This window comes from Allobacillus salarius (genome assembly GCF_007559425.1).
GTDB classification, from domain to species: Bacteria; Bacillota; Bacilli; order Bacillales; family Alkalibacillaceae; genus Allobacillus; species Allobacillus salarius.
This window is the reverse complement of sequence record NZ_VMHE01000007.1, coordinates 39382-61565: the sequence shown is the minus strand read 5'-3', so window position 1 is coordinate 61565 and position 22184 is coordinate 39382. Positions and strand designations below refer to the sequence as shown.

22 protein-coding genes and 1 riboswitch are annotated in these 22184 nt (G+C 39.2%); of the genes, 12 read left to right on the top strand and 10 right to left on the bottom strand.

Annotation, left to right across the window (positions count from 1 at the left end):
- Nucleotides 1-59: 59 nt before the first annotated feature.
- The 4 genes from FPQ13_RS05930 to FPQ13_RS05915 form a co-directional block, all read right to left on the bottom strand.
- On the bottom strand, nucleotides 60-437 hold the full coding sequence (locus tag FPQ13_RS05930; RefSeq protein WP_144088411.1) for a TIGR02328 family protein: 378 nt from the start codon (nucleotides 435-437) through the stop codon (nucleotides 60-62).
- Nucleotides 438-455: 18 nt separating this feature from the next.
- Nucleotides 456-965: a DUF1722 domain-containing protein gene (locus FPQ13_RS05925; RefSeq protein WP_144088410.1), complete on the bottom strand. Its 510-nt coding sequence runs from the start codon at nucleotides 963-965 to the stop codon at nucleotides 456-458.
- Between the two features lie 219 nt (nucleotides 966-1184).
- Entirely contained in the window at nucleotides 1185-1931 is a 747-nt protein-coding gene (locus tag FPQ13_RS05920; RefSeq protein ID WP_144088409.1) for an SDR family NAD(P)-dependent oxidoreductase, read from the bottom strand.
- A 48-nt stretch (nucleotides 1932-1979) separates the two neighbouring features.
- Nucleotides 1980-2753, bottom strand: a complete 774-nt coding sequence (locus FPQ13_RS05915; RefSeq protein ID WP_144088408.1) for an SDR family NAD(P)-dependent oxidoreductase — start codon at nucleotides 2751-2753, stop codon at nucleotides 1980-1982.
- A 208-nt stretch (nucleotides 2754-2961) separates the two neighbouring features.
- On the opposite strand from FPQ13_RS05915, the gene FPQ13_RS05910 reads away from it, so the two are divergent.
- Complete coding sequence (locus tag FPQ13_RS05910) at nucleotides 2962-5214, top strand: ATP-binding cassette domain-containing protein (protein WP_144088407.1); 2253 nt, start codon at nucleotides 2962-2964, stop codon at nucleotides 5212-5214.
- A 416-nt stretch (nucleotides 5215-5630) separates the two neighbouring features.
- Here FPQ13_RS05910 and FPQ13_RS05905 read toward each other — a convergent pair whose 3' ends face one another.
- Nucleotides 5631-5783 (bottom strand): small acid-soluble spore protein P, encoded by a 153-nt coding sequence (locus FPQ13_RS05905; RefSeq protein WP_144088406.1) that lies wholly within the window; start codon nucleotides 5781-5783, stop codon nucleotides 5631-5633.
- Between the two features lie 202 nt (nucleotides 5784-5985).
- Here FPQ13_RS05905 and FPQ13_RS05900 point away from each other — a divergent pair, with 202 nt between their 5' ends.
- The 4 genes from FPQ13_RS05900 to FPQ13_RS05885 all read left to right on the top strand — a co-directional run bounded on the left by FPQ13_RS05900 (nucleotide 5986) and on the right by FPQ13_RS05885 (nucleotide 9474).
- A complete protein-coding gene (locus FPQ13_RS05900) occupies nucleotides 5986-6180 on the top strand; it encodes a CsbD family protein (RefSeq protein ID WP_144088405.1) in 195 nt (64 codons plus the stop codon).
- A gap of 195 nt (nucleotides 6181-6375) precedes the next feature.
- On the top strand, nucleotides 6376-7065 hold the full coding sequence (locus FPQ13_RS05895; RefSeq protein ID WP_144088404.1) for a FadR/GntR family transcriptional regulator: 690 nt from the start codon (nucleotides 6376-6378) through the stop codon (nucleotides 7063-7065).
- Nucleotides 7066-7067: 2 nt separating this feature from the next.
- The gene (locus FPQ13_RS05890; RefSeq protein ID WP_144088403.1) at nucleotides 7068-8318 is read left to right on the top strand and encodes a CynX/NimT family MFS transporter; all 1251 of its coding nucleotides are present in this window, start codon (nucleotides 7068-7070) and stop codon (nucleotides 8316-8318) included.
- Nucleotides 8319-8541: 223 nt separating this feature from the next.
- Entirely contained in the window at nucleotides 8542-9474 is a 933-nt protein-coding gene (locus FPQ13_RS05885) for a glycine betaine ABC transporter substrate-binding protein (protein WP_144088402.1), read from the top strand.
- Nucleotides 9475-9541: 67 nt separating this feature from the next.
- Here FPQ13_RS05885 and FPQ13_RS05880 read toward each other — a convergent pair whose 3' ends face one another.
- The 4 genes from FPQ13_RS05880 to FPQ13_RS05865 all read right to left on the bottom strand — a co-directional run bounded on the left by FPQ13_RS05880 (nucleotide 9542) and on the right by FPQ13_RS05865 (nucleotide 11956).
- Nucleotides 9542-9856 (bottom strand): DMT family transporter, encoded by a 315-nt coding sequence (locus tag FPQ13_RS05880; protein ID WP_144088401.1) that lies wholly within the window; start codon nucleotides 9854-9856, stop codon nucleotides 9542-9544.
- Between the two features lies 1 nt (nucleotide 9857).
- Nucleotides 9858-10211: a DMT family transporter gene (locus FPQ13_RS05875; RefSeq protein WP_144088400.1), complete on the bottom strand. Its 354-nt coding sequence runs from the start codon at nucleotides 10209-10211 to the stop codon at nucleotides 9858-9860.
- Nucleotides 10212-10277: 66 nt separating this feature from the next.
- On the bottom strand, nucleotides 10278-10859 hold the full coding sequence (locus FPQ13_RS05870) for a TetR/AcrR family transcriptional regulator (RefSeq protein WP_246065381.1): 582 nt from the start codon (nucleotides 10857-10859) through the stop codon (nucleotides 10278-10280).
- A 362-nt stretch (nucleotides 10860-11221) separates the two neighbouring features.
- Entirely contained in the window at nucleotides 11222-11956 is a 735-nt protein-coding gene (locus FPQ13_RS05865) for a glucose 1-dehydrogenase (protein ID WP_144088399.1), read from the bottom strand.
- A gap of 272 nt (nucleotides 11957-12228) precedes the next feature.
- Between FPQ13_RS05865 and FPQ13_RS05860 the strand changes: the two genes are divergently transcribed.
- The 4 genes from FPQ13_RS05860 (at nucleotide 12229) to FPQ13_RS05845 (ending at nucleotide 16819) form a co-directional block, all read left to right on the top strand.
- On the top strand, nucleotides 12229-13281 hold the full coding sequence (locus FPQ13_RS05860) for a Fe(3+) ABC transporter substrate-binding protein (RefSeq protein WP_144088398.1): 1053 nt from the start codon (nucleotides 12229-12231) through the stop codon (nucleotides 13279-13281).
- 103 nt (nucleotides 13282-13384) lie between these two features.
- A complete protein-coding gene (locus FPQ13_RS05855) occupies nucleotides 13385-15016 on the top strand; it encodes an ABC transporter permease (RefSeq protein WP_246065386.1) in 1632 nt (543 codons plus the stop codon).
- 4 nt (nucleotides 15017-15020) lie between these two features.
- The gene (locus FPQ13_RS05850) at nucleotides 15021-15758 is read left to right on the top strand and encodes an ABC transporter ATP-binding protein (protein ID WP_144088397.1); all 738 of its coding nucleotides are present in this window, start codon (nucleotides 15021-15023) and stop codon (nucleotides 15756-15758) included.
- Nucleotides 15759-15832: 74 nt separating this feature from the next.
- Nucleotides 15833-16819: a polysaccharide deacetylase family protein gene (locus FPQ13_RS05845; protein ID WP_144088396.1), complete on the top strand. Its 987-nt coding sequence runs from the start codon at nucleotides 15833-15835 to the stop codon at nucleotides 16817-16819.
- Between the two features lie 14 nt (nucleotides 16820-16833).
- Here FPQ13_RS05845 and FPQ13_RS05840 read toward each other — a convergent pair whose 3' ends face one another.
- Nucleotides 16834-17829, bottom strand: a complete 996-nt coding sequence (locus FPQ13_RS05840; protein ID WP_144088395.1) for a vanadium-dependent haloperoxidase — start codon at nucleotides 17827-17829, stop codon at nucleotides 16834-16836.
- A 234-nt stretch (nucleotides 17830-18063) separates the two neighbouring features.
- Nucleotides 18064-18256, top strand: a riboswitch (cobalamin riboswitch).
- Nucleotides 18257-18387: 131 nt separating this feature from the next.
- On the opposite strand from FPQ13_RS05840, the gene FPQ13_RS05835 reads away from it, so the two are divergent.
- The 3 genes from FPQ13_RS05835 to FPQ13_RS05825 are packed head-to-tail and all read left to right on the top strand — an operon-like array spanning nucleotide 18388 to nucleotide 22077.
- Nucleotides 18388-20622, top strand: a complete 2235-nt coding sequence (locus tag FPQ13_RS05835; protein ID WP_144088394.1) for a ribonucleoside-diphosphate reductase subunit alpha — start codon at nucleotides 18388-18390, stop codon at nucleotides 20620-20622.
- Nucleotides 20619-21053 carry a flavodoxin gene (locus tag FPQ13_RS05830; RefSeq protein ID WP_144088393.1) on the top strand — a complete coding sequence of 145 codons (435 nt, stop codon included), beginning with the start codon at nucleotides 20619-20621 and terminating at the stop codon, nucleotides 21051-21053. The genes FPQ13_RS05835 and FPQ13_RS05830 overlap by 4 nt, the downstream gene beginning before the upstream one ends.
- On the top strand, nucleotides 21034-22077 hold the full coding sequence (locus tag FPQ13_RS05825; protein WP_144088392.1) for a ribonucleotide-diphosphate reductase subunit beta: 1044 nt from the start codon (nucleotides 21034-21036) through the stop codon (nucleotides 22075-22077). Before FPQ13_RS05830 ends, FPQ13_RS05825 begins: the two co-directional genes overlap by 20 nt.
- Nucleotides 22078-22184: the final 107 nt, after the last annotated feature.

Here is a 22184-nt window from a genome sequence, read left to right as displayed (position 1 = left end):
TTAAAATATGGAGAAATATTCAACATTTTCATCAGGAATTTCCGTGAAGTTATGATTGTTCATTCATATGATAACCGGATACCTTTCTCAAACAAGTTATTTTTACATTCCTCTAAGTAGGCGGTGTCATGTTTTGGATAAATGGGTTTAGTTAATCTTTCGACCTTCATATCGGCTAGATCATATGGAGGACAAGCCTTTCCGCGATAAGTTGGATCTTCCCACAACGGATCATTTTTATAACCGCGACGCTGCATCTCTTCGATGACTAACAAATGATACTGATACAATTTATAAGGGGAATGGGTGAAAACATAGTCGACTGTGGCGTGTTTCTTTTCCCATCCTAACCCGCGTAACGCACAACATTCACGATGTTGGCCTAACAACTGCGGCCTTGGTAAATTTGGAATTAGTTCTTCGTGCCATAAACGCATAAGATCACCTTTTTCTCGTCAATTATAAATTGATAAATAGTCACCATGCCACACTAACTCGTTTGCTTTATAAGTAATGTTATGATGATTCATTGCAATTGGAATAAGGTTAAATGGTTTCGTACGATCATGAGTCCAAAAACGTGAATGTAATAAATAACGAACTTGATATTTTCGAGTATTTTCTTTAAGTATCGTTAGCGCTTGAGAAGCATTTGTTTGAATTAAATAATTTATTTCTTGTCTTTCTTCATTTGATACTAGTTTTTTGAAATAACCCGCTATATGGTAAAGCGCATTCGAAAGTTGAGGTAGCTCTTCTGTTGGTATGTGACCATACGTTGTTTCTATGTTTTCTAATATATTGTAGACAGCAGAGAGATCACGATTCTCTGCCTGTAATAACTTTCTTATTTGTTGATAATCCTTTTGACTACAAGCTAATACCAAGTATTTATTCATAGCCCATATAGCCTGTGCGGCTTTAAGGACCAGTTTTTCGTCGGTTATTATATTTTCTTGCCACATTCGTATCACCTCATATTGAGATGATTAAAGTATATCAATTGAACCCAGCTAGACATAGTAATAAGAAGTTTCATTACATTCTTAAGCTTAATGTTGAAGATGAGCAGTCTACATTAATGGCGTAATAATCACCAACTATGATGACCTTATCCTATTTCATACGAAAAAGACATAACTTCTCTAACTACATGGAAGTTATGTCTATCTGAATTCGTTTTATTATAATTTTGTTGATCCACCGTCTGACATAATTGTCTGACCTGTAATGTAGTCAGAATCTTCGCTTGCTAAGAATACTGCGATGCGACCAATATCTTTTTCTGGATCACCCATACGTTTCATCGGGATTTTATTAATTGTTTCATCGTATAATTCTGGGAAGTTTTCACGCCATTGCTTCACGCCTTCTGTTAACGCAATTGGTGAAATTAGATTTACGTTAATGTCATCTGCGCCCCACTCGTTCGCAGCTACACGAGTAATTCCGCGAATTGCTTCTTTTGCTGCAGCGTAGGAAGCTTGCGTAGGTTGTCCATTAATTCCAGCACCTGAAGCAAAGTTAATGACTTTACCTTTTGTCTTTTTAAGTTCTGGATATGCCACTTGCATAAAGTTAAATGTTGGATAAAATCCCGTGTTAAAGGATAAATCGAACATATCCATTGTTGTCTCAGCAAATGGTGCTTGTTTAGATGCGTGAGCATTATTGACTAAGATATCCAGTCTACCAAACTTTTCTACAACTTTTTCTACGATATCTTCAACATTTTCTCTTTTCGAAATGTCTTTGATAAAAAGCATGCCTTCGGTGTGGCCATTGATTTCTTCAAGTACTTTTTGACCGTTTTCTTCATTGATATCTACGATGGCAATATGTGCGCCTTCTTTAGCCATTGCAAGGGCGATGCCACGACCAATGCCACCCGCACCTCCTGTAACAATTCCTACTTTATCTTTTAGTCTCATCAGAATCACCTTTTCTTTCTAGTCAATTTGTGTATAATTCCGGTTTTCCTACTGTTGCAATTTTCCAGCTGTATAACCACCATCGACTGGGATTGTCACACCACTGATTTGTCTAGCTAAATCAGAACATAAGAACATGACAACATTACCTTGATCTTCGGGTGTAGACATTTCACCTGCTGGTAATGACTCTAATACACCATTGTATTGTTCAGGCTGACTTTCTGCCCATCGTTCAATTGCAGGCGTAATCGTTGCGCCTGGTGCAATCGCGTTGATACGGATATTTTGCTTTCCATATTCTAATGCAACAGATTTCGTCAATCCAACAACACCATGTTTTGATGCGGTGTATGGTGCCATATTCGGCGAACCTTCTAATCCAGCACCTGAAGCAGAGTTAACAATCGATCCTCCACCGGATTGAAGCATTGCGTTCACTTGGTGTTTTACACAATAAAAGACACCATATAAGTTGATTTTAATCGTTTTATCCCAGTCATTTGAGTCCATTTCGCCAATTTTTACTTGGCCAGCATTGATACCTGCGTTATTGTGGGCAAAATCTAGTTTGCCGAATGCAGAAACTGTTTCATCTACTAACGTTTTCACTTGCTCTTCATCACTGACATCACATTTGAAAAATTGTGCTTCTCCGCCATTTTCTTTAATGAGGTTAACCGTTTCTTGACCGCCTTCTTCACTTATATCAGAGACCATTACTTTTGCCCCTGCATTCGCTAAAGCAAGCGCACTTGCCCGGCCAATTCCTGATCCAGCTGCAGTAACTAATCCAGCTTTACCTTTTAATAAGTCTGTCATCAAAAAATTCCTCTCTGAGTCTATTGTTGTAATACATAATTTGTAACTTTTATTAAGATATCATGATGTAGATTTTATATCTAATATTTGGATTGAAGTAGAATGATGTAGGTGGAAAAGGGAAATACAATTGTGAAACCACCATGAAAAGTATGCTAAAATGCGTTCAAGCAAATCACATAGATGATCCGTCAGAAAGGATGATCATATGTCTAAAGATGAAATTATTTTACGCGGTCTGAAAGCAAACAACTTAAAAAATATCGACCTCAACATTCAAAAAGAACAAATTACGGTGTTCACCGGTATTTCCGGTTCAGGAAAGAGTTCAGTCGTCTTTGATACGCTAGCAACAGAAAGTAGAAGGCAAATGACGATGAATTATCCGATGTATGTTCGTTACCAAATGCCACGGTATGAGCGTCCTGAAGCGGATTTACTGAAACATTTAAGTCCCGTCGTTGTTGTTGAACAGCGACCAGTGAGTGGAAACTCCCGCTCGACGGTTGGTACGTATATGGATGTCGACCCGTTGATCCGATTGCTGTTTTCGCGCATTGGCGACCCGCCGATTGAGACGGCAACGGACTTTTCTAGCCAAAGTTCATTTGGACAGTGCCCGTCTTGCAATGGCTTTGGTGAAATTGTCGCACCTGATGTAAACAAGTTAGTTGATGAAGATAAGTCATTAAAGGAGTACGCGGTACAGTTTAAACCGTTGTCACCATCTGGCTGGCAAGGTAGGTGGATGATTACCGGGGGGGTGTTTAATCCTGATATACCGATTAAAGATTTTTCGGAGGAAGACTATCAGTTATTTATCTACGGACCTCCTGAGGGTGAGCGGGTTTTTGCACCGTTTCATACGAAGCATGGACCGCAGCCTCATGAATGGGACGGGCTATTGCCGCGCTTTACTCGTCTTTATATTAATCGGGATGTTTCAAAACTCGCCCAAACAACTCTTGATGACGTCCTGGCAATGACGACACGTACATCTTGTCCGACTTGCCAAGGGTCTGGACTGAATCCACAAGTGCTTGAATCTAAAATTAATGGATTCAATATTGCTGATTATGATGCGCTCGAGCTGACTGATCTATTAGTAGAGCTTGAAAAAATCAATGATCCAATTGGGCATGCGATTGCTTTACAAACTATTCCTTCCGTAAAACAGCTCGTAGATTTAGGATTGGGTTATTTAAGTTTATCGCGAAAAATGGAATCACTATCGGGTGGGGAAGCCCAACGTGTGAAAATTGCGCGTCATTTAGGGAGTAGTTTGAACAACATGACGTTTATTTTCGATGAACCGACTGCAGGTCTGCATCCCGAAGAAGTTGATTTGCTCATTCAAATGCTAAAACGAATTAAAGAGGAACACAACACAGTCATTGTGATCGAACATAATCTATCTGTCATTAAAATTGCCGATGAAATCATTGAAATGGGGCCAAGTGCTGGCGTGAATGGTGGGGAAGTGATTTTTCAAGGAAACAAAGAAGGCTTGGAAGAATCAAGAGCTGCAACGACGCTGCATAAAACACTCGTGATCAATCCAGAACCACGCCCATTTGAAGAAACTTTCACAATCAAACACGCGTCGATGAACAACTTGAAAGATCTCACAGTTGATATTCCGAAAAATGTGCTCGTTTCGGTTTGTGGCGTGTCTGGTTCCGGAAAAAGTTCGTTGATGCTTGAAGCTTTTCCTGAAAAGTACCCAGAAACAATCATGGTTGGACAAGCTCCGATTGGTATCTCCAGTCGCTCAACACTTGCAACGTACATGGGAATTATGGATGATATTCGGGCAATCTTTGCGCGCGAAACGGGGGAACCTGCTGGATTATTTAGTTTTAATTCGATAGGTGCCTGTCCGGTCTGTGATGGTAAAGGGATTACGAAGCCAGATGTAGCTTTCGCCGATCCCGTATCAGTGACTTGTGAAGCGTGTGGTGGAACGAGGTATTCGGATGAAGCTCTTTCACATACGTATAAAGGGAAAAATATCGTAGACGTATTGCAGCTAACGATTGAAGAAGCAAAAGACTTTTTCGATCGGCCAAAAATCATCCATCGCGTCAATACACTAAGAGAAGTCGGACTAGAATATTTAACGTTAGGACAGACGACGAGCTCATTAAGTGGTGGCGAAGTCCAGCGATTAAAATTGGCGAGCCATCTTAAAAAGGAAGGACAAATTTATATTCTAGATGAACCCTCGTTAGGATTACATGCACAAGACAACGACAAACTGTTCGCCGTGTTTCAAAAACTTGTAGAACGTGAAAACTCAGTCATCATTATCGAGCACAATGTCGACTTTATTGCCGCAAGTGACTGGGTCATTGAACTCGGACCAGGTGGAGGAAAACATGGGGGAGAAATCATATTTGAAGGAACTCCGGAACAGATGACCACAGCAGATACACTGACGGCAAAGTGGTTGAGAGATTGAGAAGTTATTTTTACCGAAAGAATCACAATAGTAGTGGAGTATTCTATATCACGGGTAGCGCGCGAAAATGGAGCTCTACCCGTGATTAGGAGAGGTCTAATCAAAGATAGCGTGCAAAAATCATGCCCTATCTGTGAATAGGAGTGGTCTAATCAAAGGTAGCGCTCAAAAATCATGCCCTATCTGTGAATAGAGGTGCTCTAATCAAAGATAGCGTGTAAAAATCACGCCCTACCTGTGATTAGGAGAGGTCTAATCAAAGATAGCGTGAAAAAACATGCTCTACCTGTGAATAGAAGTGCTCTAATCAAAGGTAGCGCGTAAAAGTCGTGCTCTATCTTCGAATAGAAGTGCAATGGGGAGCTTAAAAAATGCTTCCCCATTGTAAACATCCAAATCGCTTTATTTTCCAAACACTACATATCATGATCTGTTTTTTGTTTTTGACCTGAATGATTTTGCTGCTTCACTTTATGCGAGCCTTTCAAAGGTTCTCCATATGGCTGTTTCGGACTCTTCGGTAAATTTGGTTCTTTCTGCTGTTTCGGCCCTTTAGGTTTTCCGCTCATCGTTACCCTCCTTCACTTATTTATGGATAGCTTTTGACGACGTAATGAATCTATACACTGTAAAACCGATATTTTGAACCCTGATTTAGCTAGATCAATGTTTACAAATCCTTCTTGACGGTTAAATAAAAACTGTAAGCTTTCTAAAGCTTTTACTGATTTTAATTGCAACCAGAACATTGCACAACAAGGAGGATTTAATATGTCAGATAAAGGTTTTGAAGAGAACGTAAAAGGTTCATTGGATAAGGCGAAAGGTAAAGCGAAAGAGGAATATGGTGAAATGACAGACGATACTTCGAAAGAAATCGAAGGTAAAAAAGACCAAGTAAAAGGCGAAGCCAAAAAGAAATATGGCGATATGAAAGATAAATTCAGCGATAATGATGAAAAATAATCGTTAAGATGTAACAAAGCAACCTGTTGGTATACAGCAGGTTGTTTTTTATTTGGAAAAAAACGAGGCACTTCAAACATTAGCAATCCATCAGATAACTGAATAACAATTAACCTACATCAGTTTACAAAACCGCTACCCTCACGTAAAATGTCCTATGTACCAATCATCCTACAACTTTTATGGAGGAACAAAATGATTCAGAAAATAAATCGTTTGTCGTTGGTAGAACAGGTTGCTGAACAAATGGAGCAGTTAATTGAACAGAGACAGTGGAAGGTAGGAGAAAAACTTCCGCCTGAAATGGAACTAATGGAAAAGTTCGGCGTAAGTCGTAATACATTAAGGGAAGCCATTCGGGCATTAGTTCACGCTGGTTTATTGGAAACAAGGCAGGGGAGTGGCACGCTCGTTAGATCAACGAGTGTTTTAGGAGCTGCTTTAAAGCGTCATGTAAAAAAATCTACGATGCTGGAAACGCTTGAAGTGCGATTTGCGCTGGAAAAACAAGCTGCTAAAATGGCTGCCGAACATCGAACAGAAGAAGACTTGACGAAGCTTGAAGCAATTGTTTCCGAAACTAAAGTTGCTTCTGAAAAAAAAGACATAGATCAATTTATTACATCTGATATTGAATTTCATAAAGCGATCGTTCAAGCTTCTGGCAATCAGTTACTGATTGATTTGTATGAGCATATGACGGATTTATTATATTCATTTGTCCATGATTTCTTGGCTATGCAGCCTTCTTTTCAGTTGGAACAAGGACTTCACCTGAATGTATTGGATGCGATTCAGAAACAGGATCAAGCGTCTGCTGCAATGTATGTTGAGAATGATATGGAAGTATTAAAAGATTACATATCGAAGATGACGGAGGAGTAGTTTTGAGTAAGCAAACAGGAATACAAACAGACAACAATACTACAAAGGCCAGTTGGCTATTATTAATTGGTGTTATTTTAATCGGTTCAAACTTAAGGGTACCTATTACTTCAGTCGGGGCATTGATTACATTTATCCGTGACGATCTCGGAATTAGTAACTCTGTCGCAGGGTTAATTACAACGTTACCATTGCTCGCGTTTGCGGTGTTTTCACCATTTACACCGAGGATTGCAAGAAAAATTGGTATGGAATGGACAATTGGTTTGTCGATGATGTTGCTAATCGCCGGGATTGCGATTCGTTCAATTACAGGCATTGGTTTCTTATTTATAGGAACTTTATTTATTGGCTTGGCGATTGCCGTTGGGAACGTCTTAATACCAGCAATTATTAAGATGAGTTTTCCTTTTAAAATTGGGCTCATGACAGGTATATATGCTGTATTTATGAACATTTTCGGTGCTTTAGGTTCCGGGTTGAGTGTACCAGCTTCCTCGATTGGCAATATGGGATGGCAAGGTGCGCTAGGTGTATGGGGATTGCTTGCTGTCGTTGCCTTGCTCATATGGATTCCGCAGCTACGCAAAAAAGGTGATTCATCACCGAAAGTGAATGTACAAACGGAGCAAAAAACGAATTTATGGCGTTCTCCGTTAGCTTGGGCTGTTACGGTTTTTATGGGCGGACAGTCTTTGGCCTTTTACACATTAATCACGTGGATGCCAGATGTGTTGAATTCAATTGGTTATAACGCAAGCACAGCCGGTTGGATGGTCTTTCTGTTACAAGCAGCCATTATCCCGACAACACTTGTCATGCCAATGGTTGCAGAAAAAATGAAGAATCAGGTCGGTTTGGCAATTGGAGCTGCTGTCATGTTTATCATCGGATTTTCTGGATTGCTGCTCGGTAGTATGGTGTTTGTACCGATATCAGCCATTCTACTCGGGGTTGCTGGAGGAAGTTGCTTCAGTCTTTCCATGATGTTCTTTACGTTAAGAACAAGAGACGGGAAAGAAGCGGCCGAATTATCAGGAATGGCGCAATCATTTGGATACTTGCTAGCTGCAGTCGGCCCTGTCTTTGTCGGTACATTGTATGACATAAGTGGTAGCTGGACGATGCCGATCGCATTTTTAATCGTAATTTCAATCATCATTCTAATCGCAGGTGTTATTTCTGGTAAGGAAGGTTTAGTCTCTGATCGATCTAAACAACAACATAAAAGAGATTTAGCTGGAGTTAATTAATCTAAAACAACGCTTGGGTATCGATTGCCTAAGCGTTGTTTTTCTTATGGTTTTATTCTTTTGAGATGTATAGGGGAAAACTGGGATTCAAAACTGTGCTAAACTATTAATAGAGGTGTATGTAAAAAATACACGAGCTAGAACCATATTCAATCATTGCTATTCAGTTTACTCACGCTAGAAACATGCTAGTAACAACAAGAAAAGGGAGTTGGAAGCAAAATTGTTTAGGACAAAATCATTCAACACATTTAATCTTTCAGTGTTGATTCTTATCGCTTTGACATTGTTTGTTGCAGGTTGCCAATCTGAAAATTCGTCTACAGAAAAAGAGGAAGATCAGGAGATCAATTATAGTGAAGAAGTAAACCATACAATTATTGGTATAGAGCCGGGAGCAGGTATTACTGTTACAACTGAAAAAGCAATTGATGAATATGAAAGTTTAAAAGGTTGGACGCTCGAGCAATCATCGACCACCGCTATGACAGCAGCACTTGATGATGCTATAGAGAAGGAAGAACCAATCATTATCACAGGCTGGAACCCACATTGGATTTTTGCGAAGTATCCTAACATGAAGTATTTAGAAGACCCTGATAATGTTTATGGTGACGAAGAAGTGATTAAAACGCTTGCACGTAAAGGATTAAAAGAAGATATGCCGAATGCATATAAATTGATTGATCAATTTCAATGGGACATAGAAGATATGGAAGGAATAATGTATGAAACCCACCAAACGGGTGATGAATTAAAAGACGTCGCCAAACGTTGGGTAGAAGATAACCCAGATAAAGTAGCAGAGTGGACTGAAGGTGTTGAAAAAGCAGAAGGTAAATCCATAGAATTAACATCAACACAATGGGATTCTGAACTATCAGCGACTTATGTTGTAGCGGAAGTACTAGAAGAATATGGCTATGATGTTACTGTAACACCAGTCGATTTAGCGATTGTTTATGAATCTGTTGCAAACGGTGATGCTGATGCAACATTAGCGGTTTGGATGCCTATTACAACCAAAGCTTTCTATGACAAGCATGAAGGCAACTTTGATGACTTAGGTGAAAACCTGACCGGGGCTAAAATCGGTTTAGTCGTTCCAGAATATATGGATATCGATTCGATAGAAGATCTGGAGCCAGCAAAATAAAGAGCAATTAAATAAAACGACTTGATCTCTCTATAGAGGTCGAGTCGTTTTTTTGAATCGTGTTTTATTATGAAACTGCTTTTAATCCCGTTACGCCTATGATAATAATAATTAAACTGATAATACGTCCTAAGCTCTTTGATTCATTAAAGAAAATCATGTTTACAATTACTGCAGCCGCGGTTCCTATCCCAATCCAAACGGCGTAAGCTACACTGACCTGAAGGTAATTAAAGGATGTATAGAGAAATAGAAATGCGCCGCCGAAACCACCAAAAAAGAGCAGTGTATGAAAGAAAGTTTTTCGTTCACTGAATTTATTTAAACCGATAACCCCAACTAATTCGAGTATGGCTGCAAAAGATACATAAACCCACCCCATATTAAGCATCTCCTTTTTCAAGTTCTAATTTCGGCTCAGGTTTTTGATCTGCTAGGTTTAAAGCAATAACACCAATGACAAGAATACTGATGAATAAGCCCTTTTCCACACTGAACGATTCTCCAAAAATAAAGACATCCATTAGAGAAGTTCCAACTGCGCCGGCAGCTGCGAAAACAGCATATACCGTTCCTGTCGGTAATAACTCACATGCTTTTGAGAGAATAATAAAGTCTACGACAATGATAGGAATAATAATTGCCCAATGCCACCAAGCATCAGCCACGTTAAACCCGAAAATCCAAAACAATTCTAGTAAACTTGTTAAGCTGACATAAAACCAAGCTCTTTTCATAGAAATTTCCTTCCTTATAATTTTAATGACTGACTGTCATTCATTTTAAGATAAAATAAAAGGACGCTACGTGTTAGCGCCTAAAGCCTTGATTAGAAAGTGATATAATTCTTTTTGGTGTTCTTTGACAGCATTAGCATCTTGCTGATCATAGAGGTATGCTTGCTCTGCCGCTGATTCAATCGTTCCGACGATGATTTTAGCAGTATATTTCACATTTAGTTCCGGATCAATTACCTGGTATTTGATTCCGTTTCGTAATAGCTCTTCTATCCAATCATATAAAGGGGCATAAATAACTTCCCAATTACCTACATACTGCGTTTGCGTTAATCCAGTGTATAGTAGTTTCGTAAGCTCTTTATATGTTTCTGTTAAATCGAAAATGACATGAATCATTTCATTGATCTGCTGTTGAATTGGTCCACTACTTACTTTTTTATGGAGACCTTCTAGTATTTTGTTGACCATCACTTCAGCAATCGCAGGCATAACTGCTAACTTAGAAGAAAAGTACAAATAAAAAGTCCCTTGAGCAATACCCGCTTTCTTCACAATTTCTGAGATTGTTGTTTTCTCAATCCCTTTTTCAGAGAAAACTTCAATTGCTGATTGAATGATTCGTTCCTTTTTATCGATACGACTCACGTCCTTTTTTATTATGACTGACTGTCATTCATTTTAATTATATATCGTTTTTAAAAAAATTCAACCGGTAAGATCAGTTAGTTTTATCCATTAAACAAAGAAGATTGGGATAGGCTACTGTTTTATGCGGCATTATTCCGTGTTAATTCGTAGACCTTCAGTATTCATTTAGGTTTCTTCAGTGTTAATCTGTAGGTCTTCAGTGTTAATTCGCGTTTTTTCAGCATTAATTTACAAACCTTCAGTGTTCACCCACCCAGTATCAACGTTAAGTAACCTATCTATATAAAATTTAACATAAAAACAAGCACCGGAAGTAGCCAGTGCTTGTTTTAAAGATTGTTCAAAGCTCAGAATTACGTTTACTGTGCAGTTAATCCGCCATCGATTACAAATTCTGAACCTGTTGAATAGCTAGATTCATCAGAGGCTAAGAATAGAACCATGTTGGATACTTCTTCAGGCTGTGCGACACGCTTCAATGGAATGCTTATTGAAAACTCTTCCACTGCAGCTTTTGTATCTTCTTGAACAACCATTGGTGTAGCGATGACACCTGGATGTACAGAGTTTACGCGAATGCCCATTGGTGACAAGTTAAGAGCAGCTGCTTTCGTCATACCGCGAACAACGAACTTCGTATCTGTGTAACCGATTGCTCCTCCAACTAAGCCATTCATTGAAGAAATGTTAACAATAGAACCGCCACCTGCTTTTTTCATAGATGGTGCAGTTGCTTTCATTCCTAGGAATACAGATACTTGGTTAATTTCAACAGTACGCTTGTATTCTTCAAGTGTTAGGTCGAACAAGCTTTTTGCCATTGTAATTCCAGCGTTATTCACTAGCACGTTAACTGGGCCAAATGTTTCTTCTGTTTTTTCAATGACAGTCGCCCAATCTTCTTCAGACGTGACATTTTGTTTTACGAAGAGAGCGTTTTCGCCCAGTTCAGTTGCTAATGCCTCGCCCTTTTCTTCATTTAAATCTGTTAGTACGACTTTTGCTCCTTGCTCAATGAATAATTTTGCGTGAGCGGCACCCATACCTTGTGCTGCACCAGTAATGATTGCTACTTTATTTGCTAAACGACTCATAAGGTAATCCTCCCTGAATAATAGTGTGCAAGATTTCTTCGATGTCTTTACACTTTTCATTAAAAAAAATATGTAAGCTTGTTCAATTATTTTGCTCTGCTTAGATAAAGTGTTTTTAATCGAAAAATTCAGAGTGTATATCAAGGTGAGGTTCCTGTTTTTTTATAAAAAAAGTTATTCATAATTCATTGACTTATTCATTTGAAAATAAGATAATAATGTTTGAGATTGAGAATCATTATCAATAACATTCCGGGAGGGAACTATATACCATGTACAAAAAAGTAATGCTTTTTAGCTTTCTGTTATTATCTATGATTACATTAGCTGCTTGTGGTGGCGAATCCGCTGACGGGGGAGATGAGTCAGAGAAGGAAAAAGAAATAAACCTTTATACGAGTCGCCATTATGATATTGATGATGAACTTTATAAACAGTTTCAAGATGAAACGGGTATTAAAGTGAACGTCATTGAAGGTAGTGCTGATGAGCTAATCGAACGTATGAAACGTGAAGGTGAGCAAACAGCTGACTTATTCTACACAGCAGATGCTGGTCGTTTACATCGTGCGAAAGAGCAAGACTTACTACAGAGTGTAGAAAGTGATGTTCTAAGTGAAAATATTCCTGAAAAACTCACTGACGAGGACAACGAATGGTTCGGACTAACTAAACGTGCACGCGTGATTGTTTACCATAAAGACCGTGTTGATCCAAGTGAACTATCTACTTATGAAGATTTAACAGATTCAAAATGGGAAGATCGTATCCTTATCCGTTCTTCTGAGAATATTTATAACCAGTCTCTTGTTGCTTCATTTATCGAGTTGGACAGCCGTGAAGATGCTAAGAAATGGGCTGAAGGCATTGTCAATAACATGGCTCGTGAACCACAAGGTGGCGACCGAGACCAAGCTAAAGGTGTAGCAGCAGGTGAAGGCGATATTGCTGTTATGAACACTTACTATCTTGGTGGAATGTTAAATTCAGAGGATCAAGAAGAAGTGAAAGTAGCTGAACAATTAGGCGTATTCTTCCCGAACCAAGATACGACTGGAACGCACGTGAACGTTAGTGGTATCGGTGTGACGAAACATGCTAAAAACAAAGAAAATGCTGTTAGACTAGTTGAATTCCTTTCCTCTAAAGAGGTGCAGGAGCAATTTGCTAGCGCAAACTATGAGTATCCAGTGAATCCTGAAGTAGAACCAGCAGACACATTAAAAGAGTGGGGCGACTTCAAAGAACAGGATATCAACTTATCTAAACTCGGCGAAAATAATGCTGAAGCAGTGAAAATATTCAATGAAGTAAATTGGAAATAAGACAGTTGGTCAGGTTGTTTATAAAAAGCAGCCTGATTTAACTATTTTTCCTTACAAAATAGTGCAGTAAATTGTATGATGGGTGATGTGGTTGTTGAAAGGCGTGAATGTGTTGAATTGGTTTAGAAATATAAAAAGCAATTGGAACACTTGGACATTATTAAGCATCTTATTTATCGCTCTTATATTGCTACCAAGTTTATCTATCATCCTACAGTTTGCTGCAGAAACAAATGAAAACTGGATTCACATAAAAGAATATATGCTGAATACGTATATCGTTAATTCAGTCATACTTGTATTATTTGTTGGATTGTTCACAGCAATTATCGGTTCAAGCTTAGCTTGGATCATTTCCGCTTACGACTTTCCACTGCGAGGATTCTTTCAATGGGGACTAATATTACCCTTGGCAATCCCGCCGTATATTGGGGCTTATACGTATCATGGAATTCTTAATTATACAGGCGTGATTCAGACGACACTACGAAATCAGTGGGATATTACAGTGGATCAGCAATATTTTAATATTATGAACATGCCAGGTACAATTTTTATCTTTGTGATTTTTTTGTTTCCATATGTATTCACGATAACGAAAGCTTTTCTCGCCAGACAGTCGACAGCATTAATTGAGAATGCTCGAATACTTGGTACAAGTTCATGGCGAATTTATTTCCGTACGGTTTTACCTATTGCGAGAGCATCTATAGTAGCCGGTGTAAGCTTGGTAATCCTAGAAGTACTCAATGATTATGGTGTTGTTAAATATTACGGTATACAGACGTTTACAACGGCTATATTTCAAACGTGGTTTGGTTTAGGTGATCTTGATTCCGCTATTAAGTTATCGGGTACATTGATGCTTCTTATTTTAGGCTTGCTCATTTTGGAAAGATTACTACGTGGTCGTAAGCGGTTTAGTTTTACAACGACGAAAGTTAGATTACTGCAACCTGTGAAATTGCAAGGCAGACGCAAGTGGCTTGCCTTTGCGTATTGTATGTTTATTTTCGGCATTGCGTTTATCATTCCTTTTATTCAATTGATCTCTTGGGCGATTTTAACGTATGATCAAAGTTTTTCAGTAGAATTTTTACAAGTAATCGGTAATACTATAGGTGTTGCCTTCGTAGCAGCGGCGATTATTACGATTATGGCTGTTGTTATCAGTAATGTTTCAAGACTCAATCGAGGTTTGTTTGCCAAAGTATTCCCTAGAGTCACGATATTAGGGTATTCGATTCCAGGAGCAGTTATTGCTGTAGGAATTGTTTCTCTTTTCATCGGCTTAGATAAACGAATTTATGAATGGGGATTTACTTCTTCGTATATATTGAGTACTAGTATCGTCATGTTAATCTTCGCCTATATCGTGCGGTATTTAGCAGTGGCTTACAATTCAGTTGAATCCGGTTTTGAGCGTATCGGAACTCAGTTTACGGATGCATCACGAATACTCGGGAATAACGTGACAAAATCCTTTTTTAAGGTTGATGTCAAGCTAATTAGAGGCGCTATTTTTGGCGGGTTTATTTTAGCTTTTATTGATATTCTTAAGGAATTACCGTTAACATTGATTTTGCGGCCATTTAATTTTGAAACACTTGCGACGAACGCTTTTAATTATGCGACGAATGAAATGATTCACGAAGCGGCTTTGCCATCGATTTTAATTGTATGTATCAGTGCGATATCAATCTATGCATTCCATCATGTTTTAGAAAGGGAGTAATCCTATGTTTGTAAACATAAAAGACTTGTCTTTTAAATATCCGAATTCAACTGCTCATTGCCTTGAGTCATTTAACTTAACGATTCAAAAAGGTGACATCACAACGATTTTGGGAGAATCCGGAAGTGGAAAAAGTTCATTGTTACGCTTAATTGCTGGACTCGAAATGCCTGAACAGGGGAGTATCTCAGTCGATGATCAATTAATGGCCGGTCCATCGACATTTGTACAACCTGAAAAAAGAGGCATCGGGATGGTTTTCCAAGACTATGCATTGTTCCCTCACTTAAAAGTAGAAGACAATATTACATTTGGTTTGCATAAATGGTCTCGCAAAGAGAAAAAACAGCGCTTGAATGAAGTGATTGAGTTAGTAAACTTAAAAGGTTATGAGAAGCGGTACCCTTATGAACTAAGTGGAGGACAGCAACAGCGAGTTGCTTTAGCAAGGGCTCTCGCACCAAAACCGAAGTTACTGCTTTTCGATGAACCATTCAGTAACTTGGATGCTGACTTACAGCTGAAGATTAGGGAAGAGCTTCGTCGAATCTTAAAAGCAACGGGTGTCACCTCTATTTTTGTTACCCATGACCAAGACGACGCACAAGCGTTGGCGGATCAAATTGTCGTTTTAAGAGATGGTAAAATCATTGATTTAGGTACACCACGCGATATCTTTGGTACAGATTGTGATTTCTCCGATCGCATAGCTGTTAAACCAAGAGTTTTATCGAAGGTTTAATAACACTGCATAAAAAATAACGTTAGCGAGAAAATGATGAGCCACCTGTCTAAGATCAAAGTTCAAAAGTTCAGTTGGTCGATGTCGAGCAAGAGAGATTTATTGAGCAAGAAGAAATTCTAATCGATAACAAAGAAAATAGAAATAAAATCTACCGCTTACTACTCGAAAGATTTCAACAACAAGAGGATTCCTATTTATTTGAAGATTTTTTAAAGGAATGGACAGAAAATGAAGATAATCAATTTACAAATATGTTCTTTAAAGATCAGTCTGTTGTCTTTAAGTTTGATAAATATGAGGTGACTGCAGGTGCTGCCGGGTCTCCTGAAATCTCAATTCCTTTTCATAAAATGGAAGATATATTTACGGACGAATGGAAAGAAAAAATTGATTTTGATCATACGGAAAAGCCGGAGCCAAGCAAAGAAGATGAATCGGAAACACCGAAGCCAAGTAAAAAGGATGATCCGGGTAAAGAATCAAAAGAAGATGCAAATTCGAATAAAAAGAAAGTCGCGTTAACATTCGATGACGGTCCACATCCGACGAACACATTGGAGATTCTTGAGTTATTGGATAAACATGATGCGAAAGCTACGTTCTTCATGTTAGGAAACAGGGTTGATTTCTATCCAGATATTGCGAAAGTCGTTGCGGAAAAAGGTCATGAGCTGGGCAATCATACGTGGACACACAAAGACTTAACGACACTCGGGCAAGAAGAAATCAGTGAGGAAGTTGCAGTGACGAATGAAGTGATACGAAACGCGACAGGAGAAGAACCGACTGTTTTCCGTCCGCCATATGGAGCGGTTGATGACCATGTCAGAGAAGTTCTTGGGCTCCCTCCGACGTTCTGGACAATTGACACATTGGATTGGAAATCTCGTGATCCTAATCAAATCGTTAAAATCGTTGAAGACAACGTGAGAGATGGCTCCGTGATTCTTATGCACGATATTCACGAAACAACTGTAACAGCAGTAGAGAGAATTTTAAGCTCATTAGAAAAAGAAGGATATGAATTTGTGACGGTTTCTGAAATAGAATCCAATTGACAAATGACATTTGATTAAAAAATCCGAACGACGATTCTTGAAATAAACGAATCGGTTCGGATTTTTTTAGATGACATTAGGCTTAGTTTCTTCCTTAGATTAATAAAATAACTTTGGACCATGCGTATGGGTATTTGATAAGTGTTGTTTCTTTTTGGATTGGACTTTTTGGCTACTAACGAATCGCAGGAGTCATCGAATTGAAAAGGGATGACTTGTTCATAAGGTGGTGGCGTGAGTTTAACATTTAAAGAGTTACGATAAGGTGTATCGATGCTTTGGTTTTCCGTATCTCGATTTCTTTGCAATTGTCTTGTCACAAGCTCACCGACTTGACTGCCAAGCCGTAATCCTTGCTCATTATCAATCGGGAAATGCACGCCAGCATATAACCTCGATTGTGCCGCTTCTTCTGCTAATTGTTGAAGCTGTCTTCTTTCAGCCGGAAAGTAATAAGACAAAATAACTGCAGCTGCACCAGCAACTGCTGCGTGCCCAGATGGATAAGTAGGATGTCTTGGTGTGCAAAGGAACGTAGCCAATTCATCATCTAACTGATTTGGACGGGCAACTAGCCATTTAAATTTGTAAAACCATGTCACAACAAACGCATCGTTTAATCCAGCGTGCAAAGCAGCTAAAATTCTTGCGCCTCTAGGGGCTTCGACGCCATAAGCATCGATGAGTTGATCTGCTATTGGCGTCCACTGCTTTGTGGCCACGCCCGTTCCCCAGTATGTCGCAATGGCCTTCTGTTCTCTTGTTAAATTTCGTAACGTTCTTTGTACAATCGGTAATTCTCGATACCAATTGATCGTACTTGGATGGCGTACTTGAAAAGGGATCGTTTCACCAGTAAAGGTAGATACCCATTTTTCATCTTCCAACCGAATGAAATATGTCGTCCAGCTCCCTGCAAAAGGAGCTTCGGGATTTTCAACAGGTCTTGACTCCCCCGCGTACGGAAGTTCATCCCAACGAGAGTAATTCGTCGTTCTTGATTTGCTCAATGTGTTGCACCTCTCTTTTAAAAACCTTTATAGTTATCATATGTCGTTATATCACTGTGGTATAGACTGATAAAGGTGGAATTCTTTATAGTTAAAATAAAAGAGAGGAGGGGTTATAAAAGATTTCCGTACACTTACTGAGTAGTTTTCTTTATATTAATCTTGTAATTCATTTTTGAGTATGATAGTCTTAACACAATATATTGATTAGTTTTCAGATGATTTAAACTATATATAGTAATCTAGAGTTAAGGTGACATGTTTGTCTTAATAGGGAATCCAGTGAAATGCTGGAACTGCCCCCGCAACTGTAAGTGTGTAGGATTAGACGTCCACTGTATTGCTCGTTTCACGATGGCAATATGGGAAGGGCCCTAATAATTTTCATCGCACGAGTCAGGAGACCTGCCGTAACTCACAAGTTTCATTTCTCCGGGGTGAGGGATTATGAAACGATAGAAAAGTGTGCTTACAGAGGATATTTCTGTCGTTTTATAGTCGTTCAACTCGCTGAGAGGGACGACTTTTTTTATTGGAAATAATGAGGAGGGACGATGGATGATTACGGATGTAACAGTAAGTGAGGAATCCATTTTACAAATGATTGATGAAGCGACGGATGGACTACCGGTCGAAACCGGTCCATATAAAGAAAAGTCATTAAAGAGCATTCAGCCAGACATGGAACATGAAAAGATAACAGATCTATTAATTAAAAATGCACTTGAAAATATTGATGAAGCAACTCCGGATTGGAAATATGTTGCAGCAAGGCTTTATTTGCGTGAGTTGTATAAAAAGGCAGGAGAAAACCGGAACGTCAATCCAAATATCGGCTATGGGTCTTTCTATCAACTCATCCAAACGTTAACGGAGAAAGGTATTTACTCGGCGTCGATTTTAACGAAGTATACAGAGGATGAGATCAACCATTTTCAAAAAGTCATTGATCCTAAAAAAGATATGTTATTTGACTACTTGGCCTTATATACGTTGGCAACACGCTATACAGCAACAGATCACAATAAAAATGTATACGAATTGCCTCAAGAACGTTGGATGATTATCGCGATGTATTTAATGCAAGATGAGCATCCAGAGAAGCGAAAAGAGCTTGTTTCTGAGGCGTATTGGGCACTAAGCAATCTATACATGACGGTCGCCACACCAACATTGAATAATGCAGGGAAAACACATGGCCAACTATCCAGTTGTTTCATCGATACGGTGGAGGACAGTTTGCAGGGGATCTACGACAGTAACACGGATATAGCTAACCTATCGAAAAACGGCGGCGGTATTGGTGTTTACATGGGGAAAGTAAGAGCCCGCGGAAGTTCAATTAAAGGTTTCAGTGGAATGTCCAGTGGGATCGTGCCATGGGTGAAGCAGCTGAATAATACGGCGGTCAGTGTCGACCAGTTGGGCACGAGAAAAGGAGCTATTGCTGTTTATTTGGACATTTGGCATCAAGATATTGAATTGTTCCTTGATTTAAAGCTAAACAATGGTGATGAACGCATGAGGGCACATGATATCTTCCCAGGTGTAACGCTTCCGGATTTATTCATGGAAACGGTGGAAGAGCGTGGCGACTGGTATTTATTTGACCCACATGAAGTGAAACAAGTCATGGGCTATTCACTGGAAGACTTTTATGATGAAGAAAAGGGAAGCGGATCCTTCCGAGAAAAATACAATGAGTGTGTTCAAAACGACCAATTGAGTAAGAAAAAAGTGAAAGCAATTGATTTGATGAAACGGATTATGCGCTCTCAATTGGAGTCGGGTACGCCATTTATGTTTTATCGGGATGAAGTGAACCGACAAAATGTCAATTCACATACAGGAATGATTTACTGCTCTAACCTTTGTACGGAGATTACACAAAACCAATCACCTACTGAATTAGTGGAAGAATATATTGAAGAAGAAAATACGATTGTTAAAAAATATAGAGCAGGCGATTTCGTTGTCTGTAATCTTAGTTCGATTAACCTCGGCCGTGCGGTACCGGACAATGTCATTGAGCGGTTGATTACGATACAAGTCCGTATGCTCGATAATGTCATTGATTTAAACAACTTGCCGGTGAAACAAGCGGTTGTGACCAATCATAAATATCGTGCCATCGGGCTAGGGACGTTTGGTTGGCACCACTTACTTGCACAGAAAAATATCGAATGGGAAACAGAGGAAGCTGTTCAGTACGCCGATGAACTATATGAAAAGATTGCTTACTACACGATTAAAACAAGTGCCGATTTAGCGAAAGAAAAAGGAAGTTATCCATATTTTGAAGGAAGCAAATGGAGTACAGGGGAATATTTTGATCAAAAAGGTTATTCAAGCGAGCGTTGGACGGAATTAAAAGAAGAAGTTCAAAAGCATGGGATTCGAAATAGTTACCTGATGGCCGTTGCACCAAATTCTTCTACATCAATGATTGCGGGCTCAACGGCAAGTATTGATCCGGTTTTTAAACCTTTTTACAGTGAAGAGAAAAAAGACTTTCGCATTCCTGTGACAGCGCCTGATCTTGACCATCATACGTATCACATTTATCGTCGTTCGGCTTATATTCTAGACCAGCGTTGGTCTGTGACACAGAATGCAGCTCGTCAACGACATGTCGATCAAAGTATTTCGTTTAACTTTTATGTGCCTCATACAATAAGAGCGTCCATCTTGCTTAATCTTCATTTACAAGCATGGAGGGAAGGGTTGAAAACGACTTATTATGTTCGTTCGACAGCGAATGACGTCGAAGAGTGTGAGTGGTGTGAAAGTTGAGGGTCATCATTCCTTATTTATCATACAGCGGGAACACGAAAGAAGTAGCGGAGTTAATTGAGGAACGATTAAAGAAGCGGGATGTTTTTGTAGACATGCACCCAATCGGAATTAGTCCTCCGTTTGACCCGATGGATTACGATTTAATATTTCTCGGTACATTTACATGGGATTACGGAGGTGTACCTGAAGAAGTGAAAGATTTTATTTTGGAAATTGGATATAAGCCTGATCATATTGCTGTTTTCGGTACAGGAGATACTCAATTCGGTGGAGAGGATTTGTTCTGTAACGCCGTAAACAAGCTGACGAAGTTTTATCATAGTCAATGGTCAGGATTAAAGATCGAACAATCGCCTAGAGGAAGTCAGGAAGAAAAAGTACACAAATGGGTTGAAGGAGTGTTACAGCATGGAAAAATCTTTGCTTGAAAGAGCGAAAACACTTGAACCGCAAAACCCGAATAAATCAACAGGATTATTTGGTGGGCAATCAAGTGGGATTTTAAATTGGAATGATATCGCTTATCCACATTGGTATAAAATGTACAAGCGACTATTGGGGAACTACTGGCAAGCGGATGAAGTGAATATGTCTGGTGACGTCAAACAGTTCTCAAACTTAACGGCTGCTGAACAAGAGGCCTACTTAAAAATCATCGGACTACTGTCGACGCTTGATGCACCACAAACGAGAACGGCATTGCTCATCTCTTTATATGCAACAGACGCTTCTGTGCAGTCCATTATGGCGGTTATTGCCCAGCAGGAAGCTGTTCATAATGAAAGCTATTCATACGTGCTTTCTTCCGTAGTTTCATTGGACGAGCAAAATGAATCATTTCAACACGGAAGAAAAGATCCTGTTCTTCTGAAGCGGAATGAGCAGATCATGCATCAATACAATCAATTTGTTGAAGAGCCGACTATTGAAAACATCTTGAAAACATTAGTTTATACGTCATTATTGGAAGGCATGTTTTTCTATTCCGGTTTTGCCTTCTTCTATAACTTAGCACGGAAAAACAAAATGGTCGGTACATCCACGATGATCAGCTATATTAACCGCGACGAGCTTGAACATGGTCGTTTTATTGCCGAACTGTTCCGGGCAACTTTAGCTGAAAATCCTGAACAGAATACGAGTGAACTGACAGAGTGGGTATACACGCATTTTCAACAATCCGTCGAGCTCGAGATTGAATGGTCACATTATGTTCTTCAAGATGTGGAAGGAATTGATCTCGACGAAATGGCAGGCTACATCAAATACCGTGCCAATAAAATGTTGCGGATGATGGGACTTCATGAAATTTATCCTGAACATGTCGAAAACCCAATGAAGTGGATTCGTGCCTATGTCGATAATTTTGATGGTACGAAAACAGACTTCTTCGAACAAAAATCCAGACAGTATACGAAAACAAGTGACTTGAATGGGTTTGATGATTTGTAATTGAATGCAATATCTAAGAAAAAACAATTGAAGCGCCGAACGTAATCAGATGTTCGGTGCTTTTTTTATTCAAAAAAAATAACTTGTATACAAAATACTTGTATACA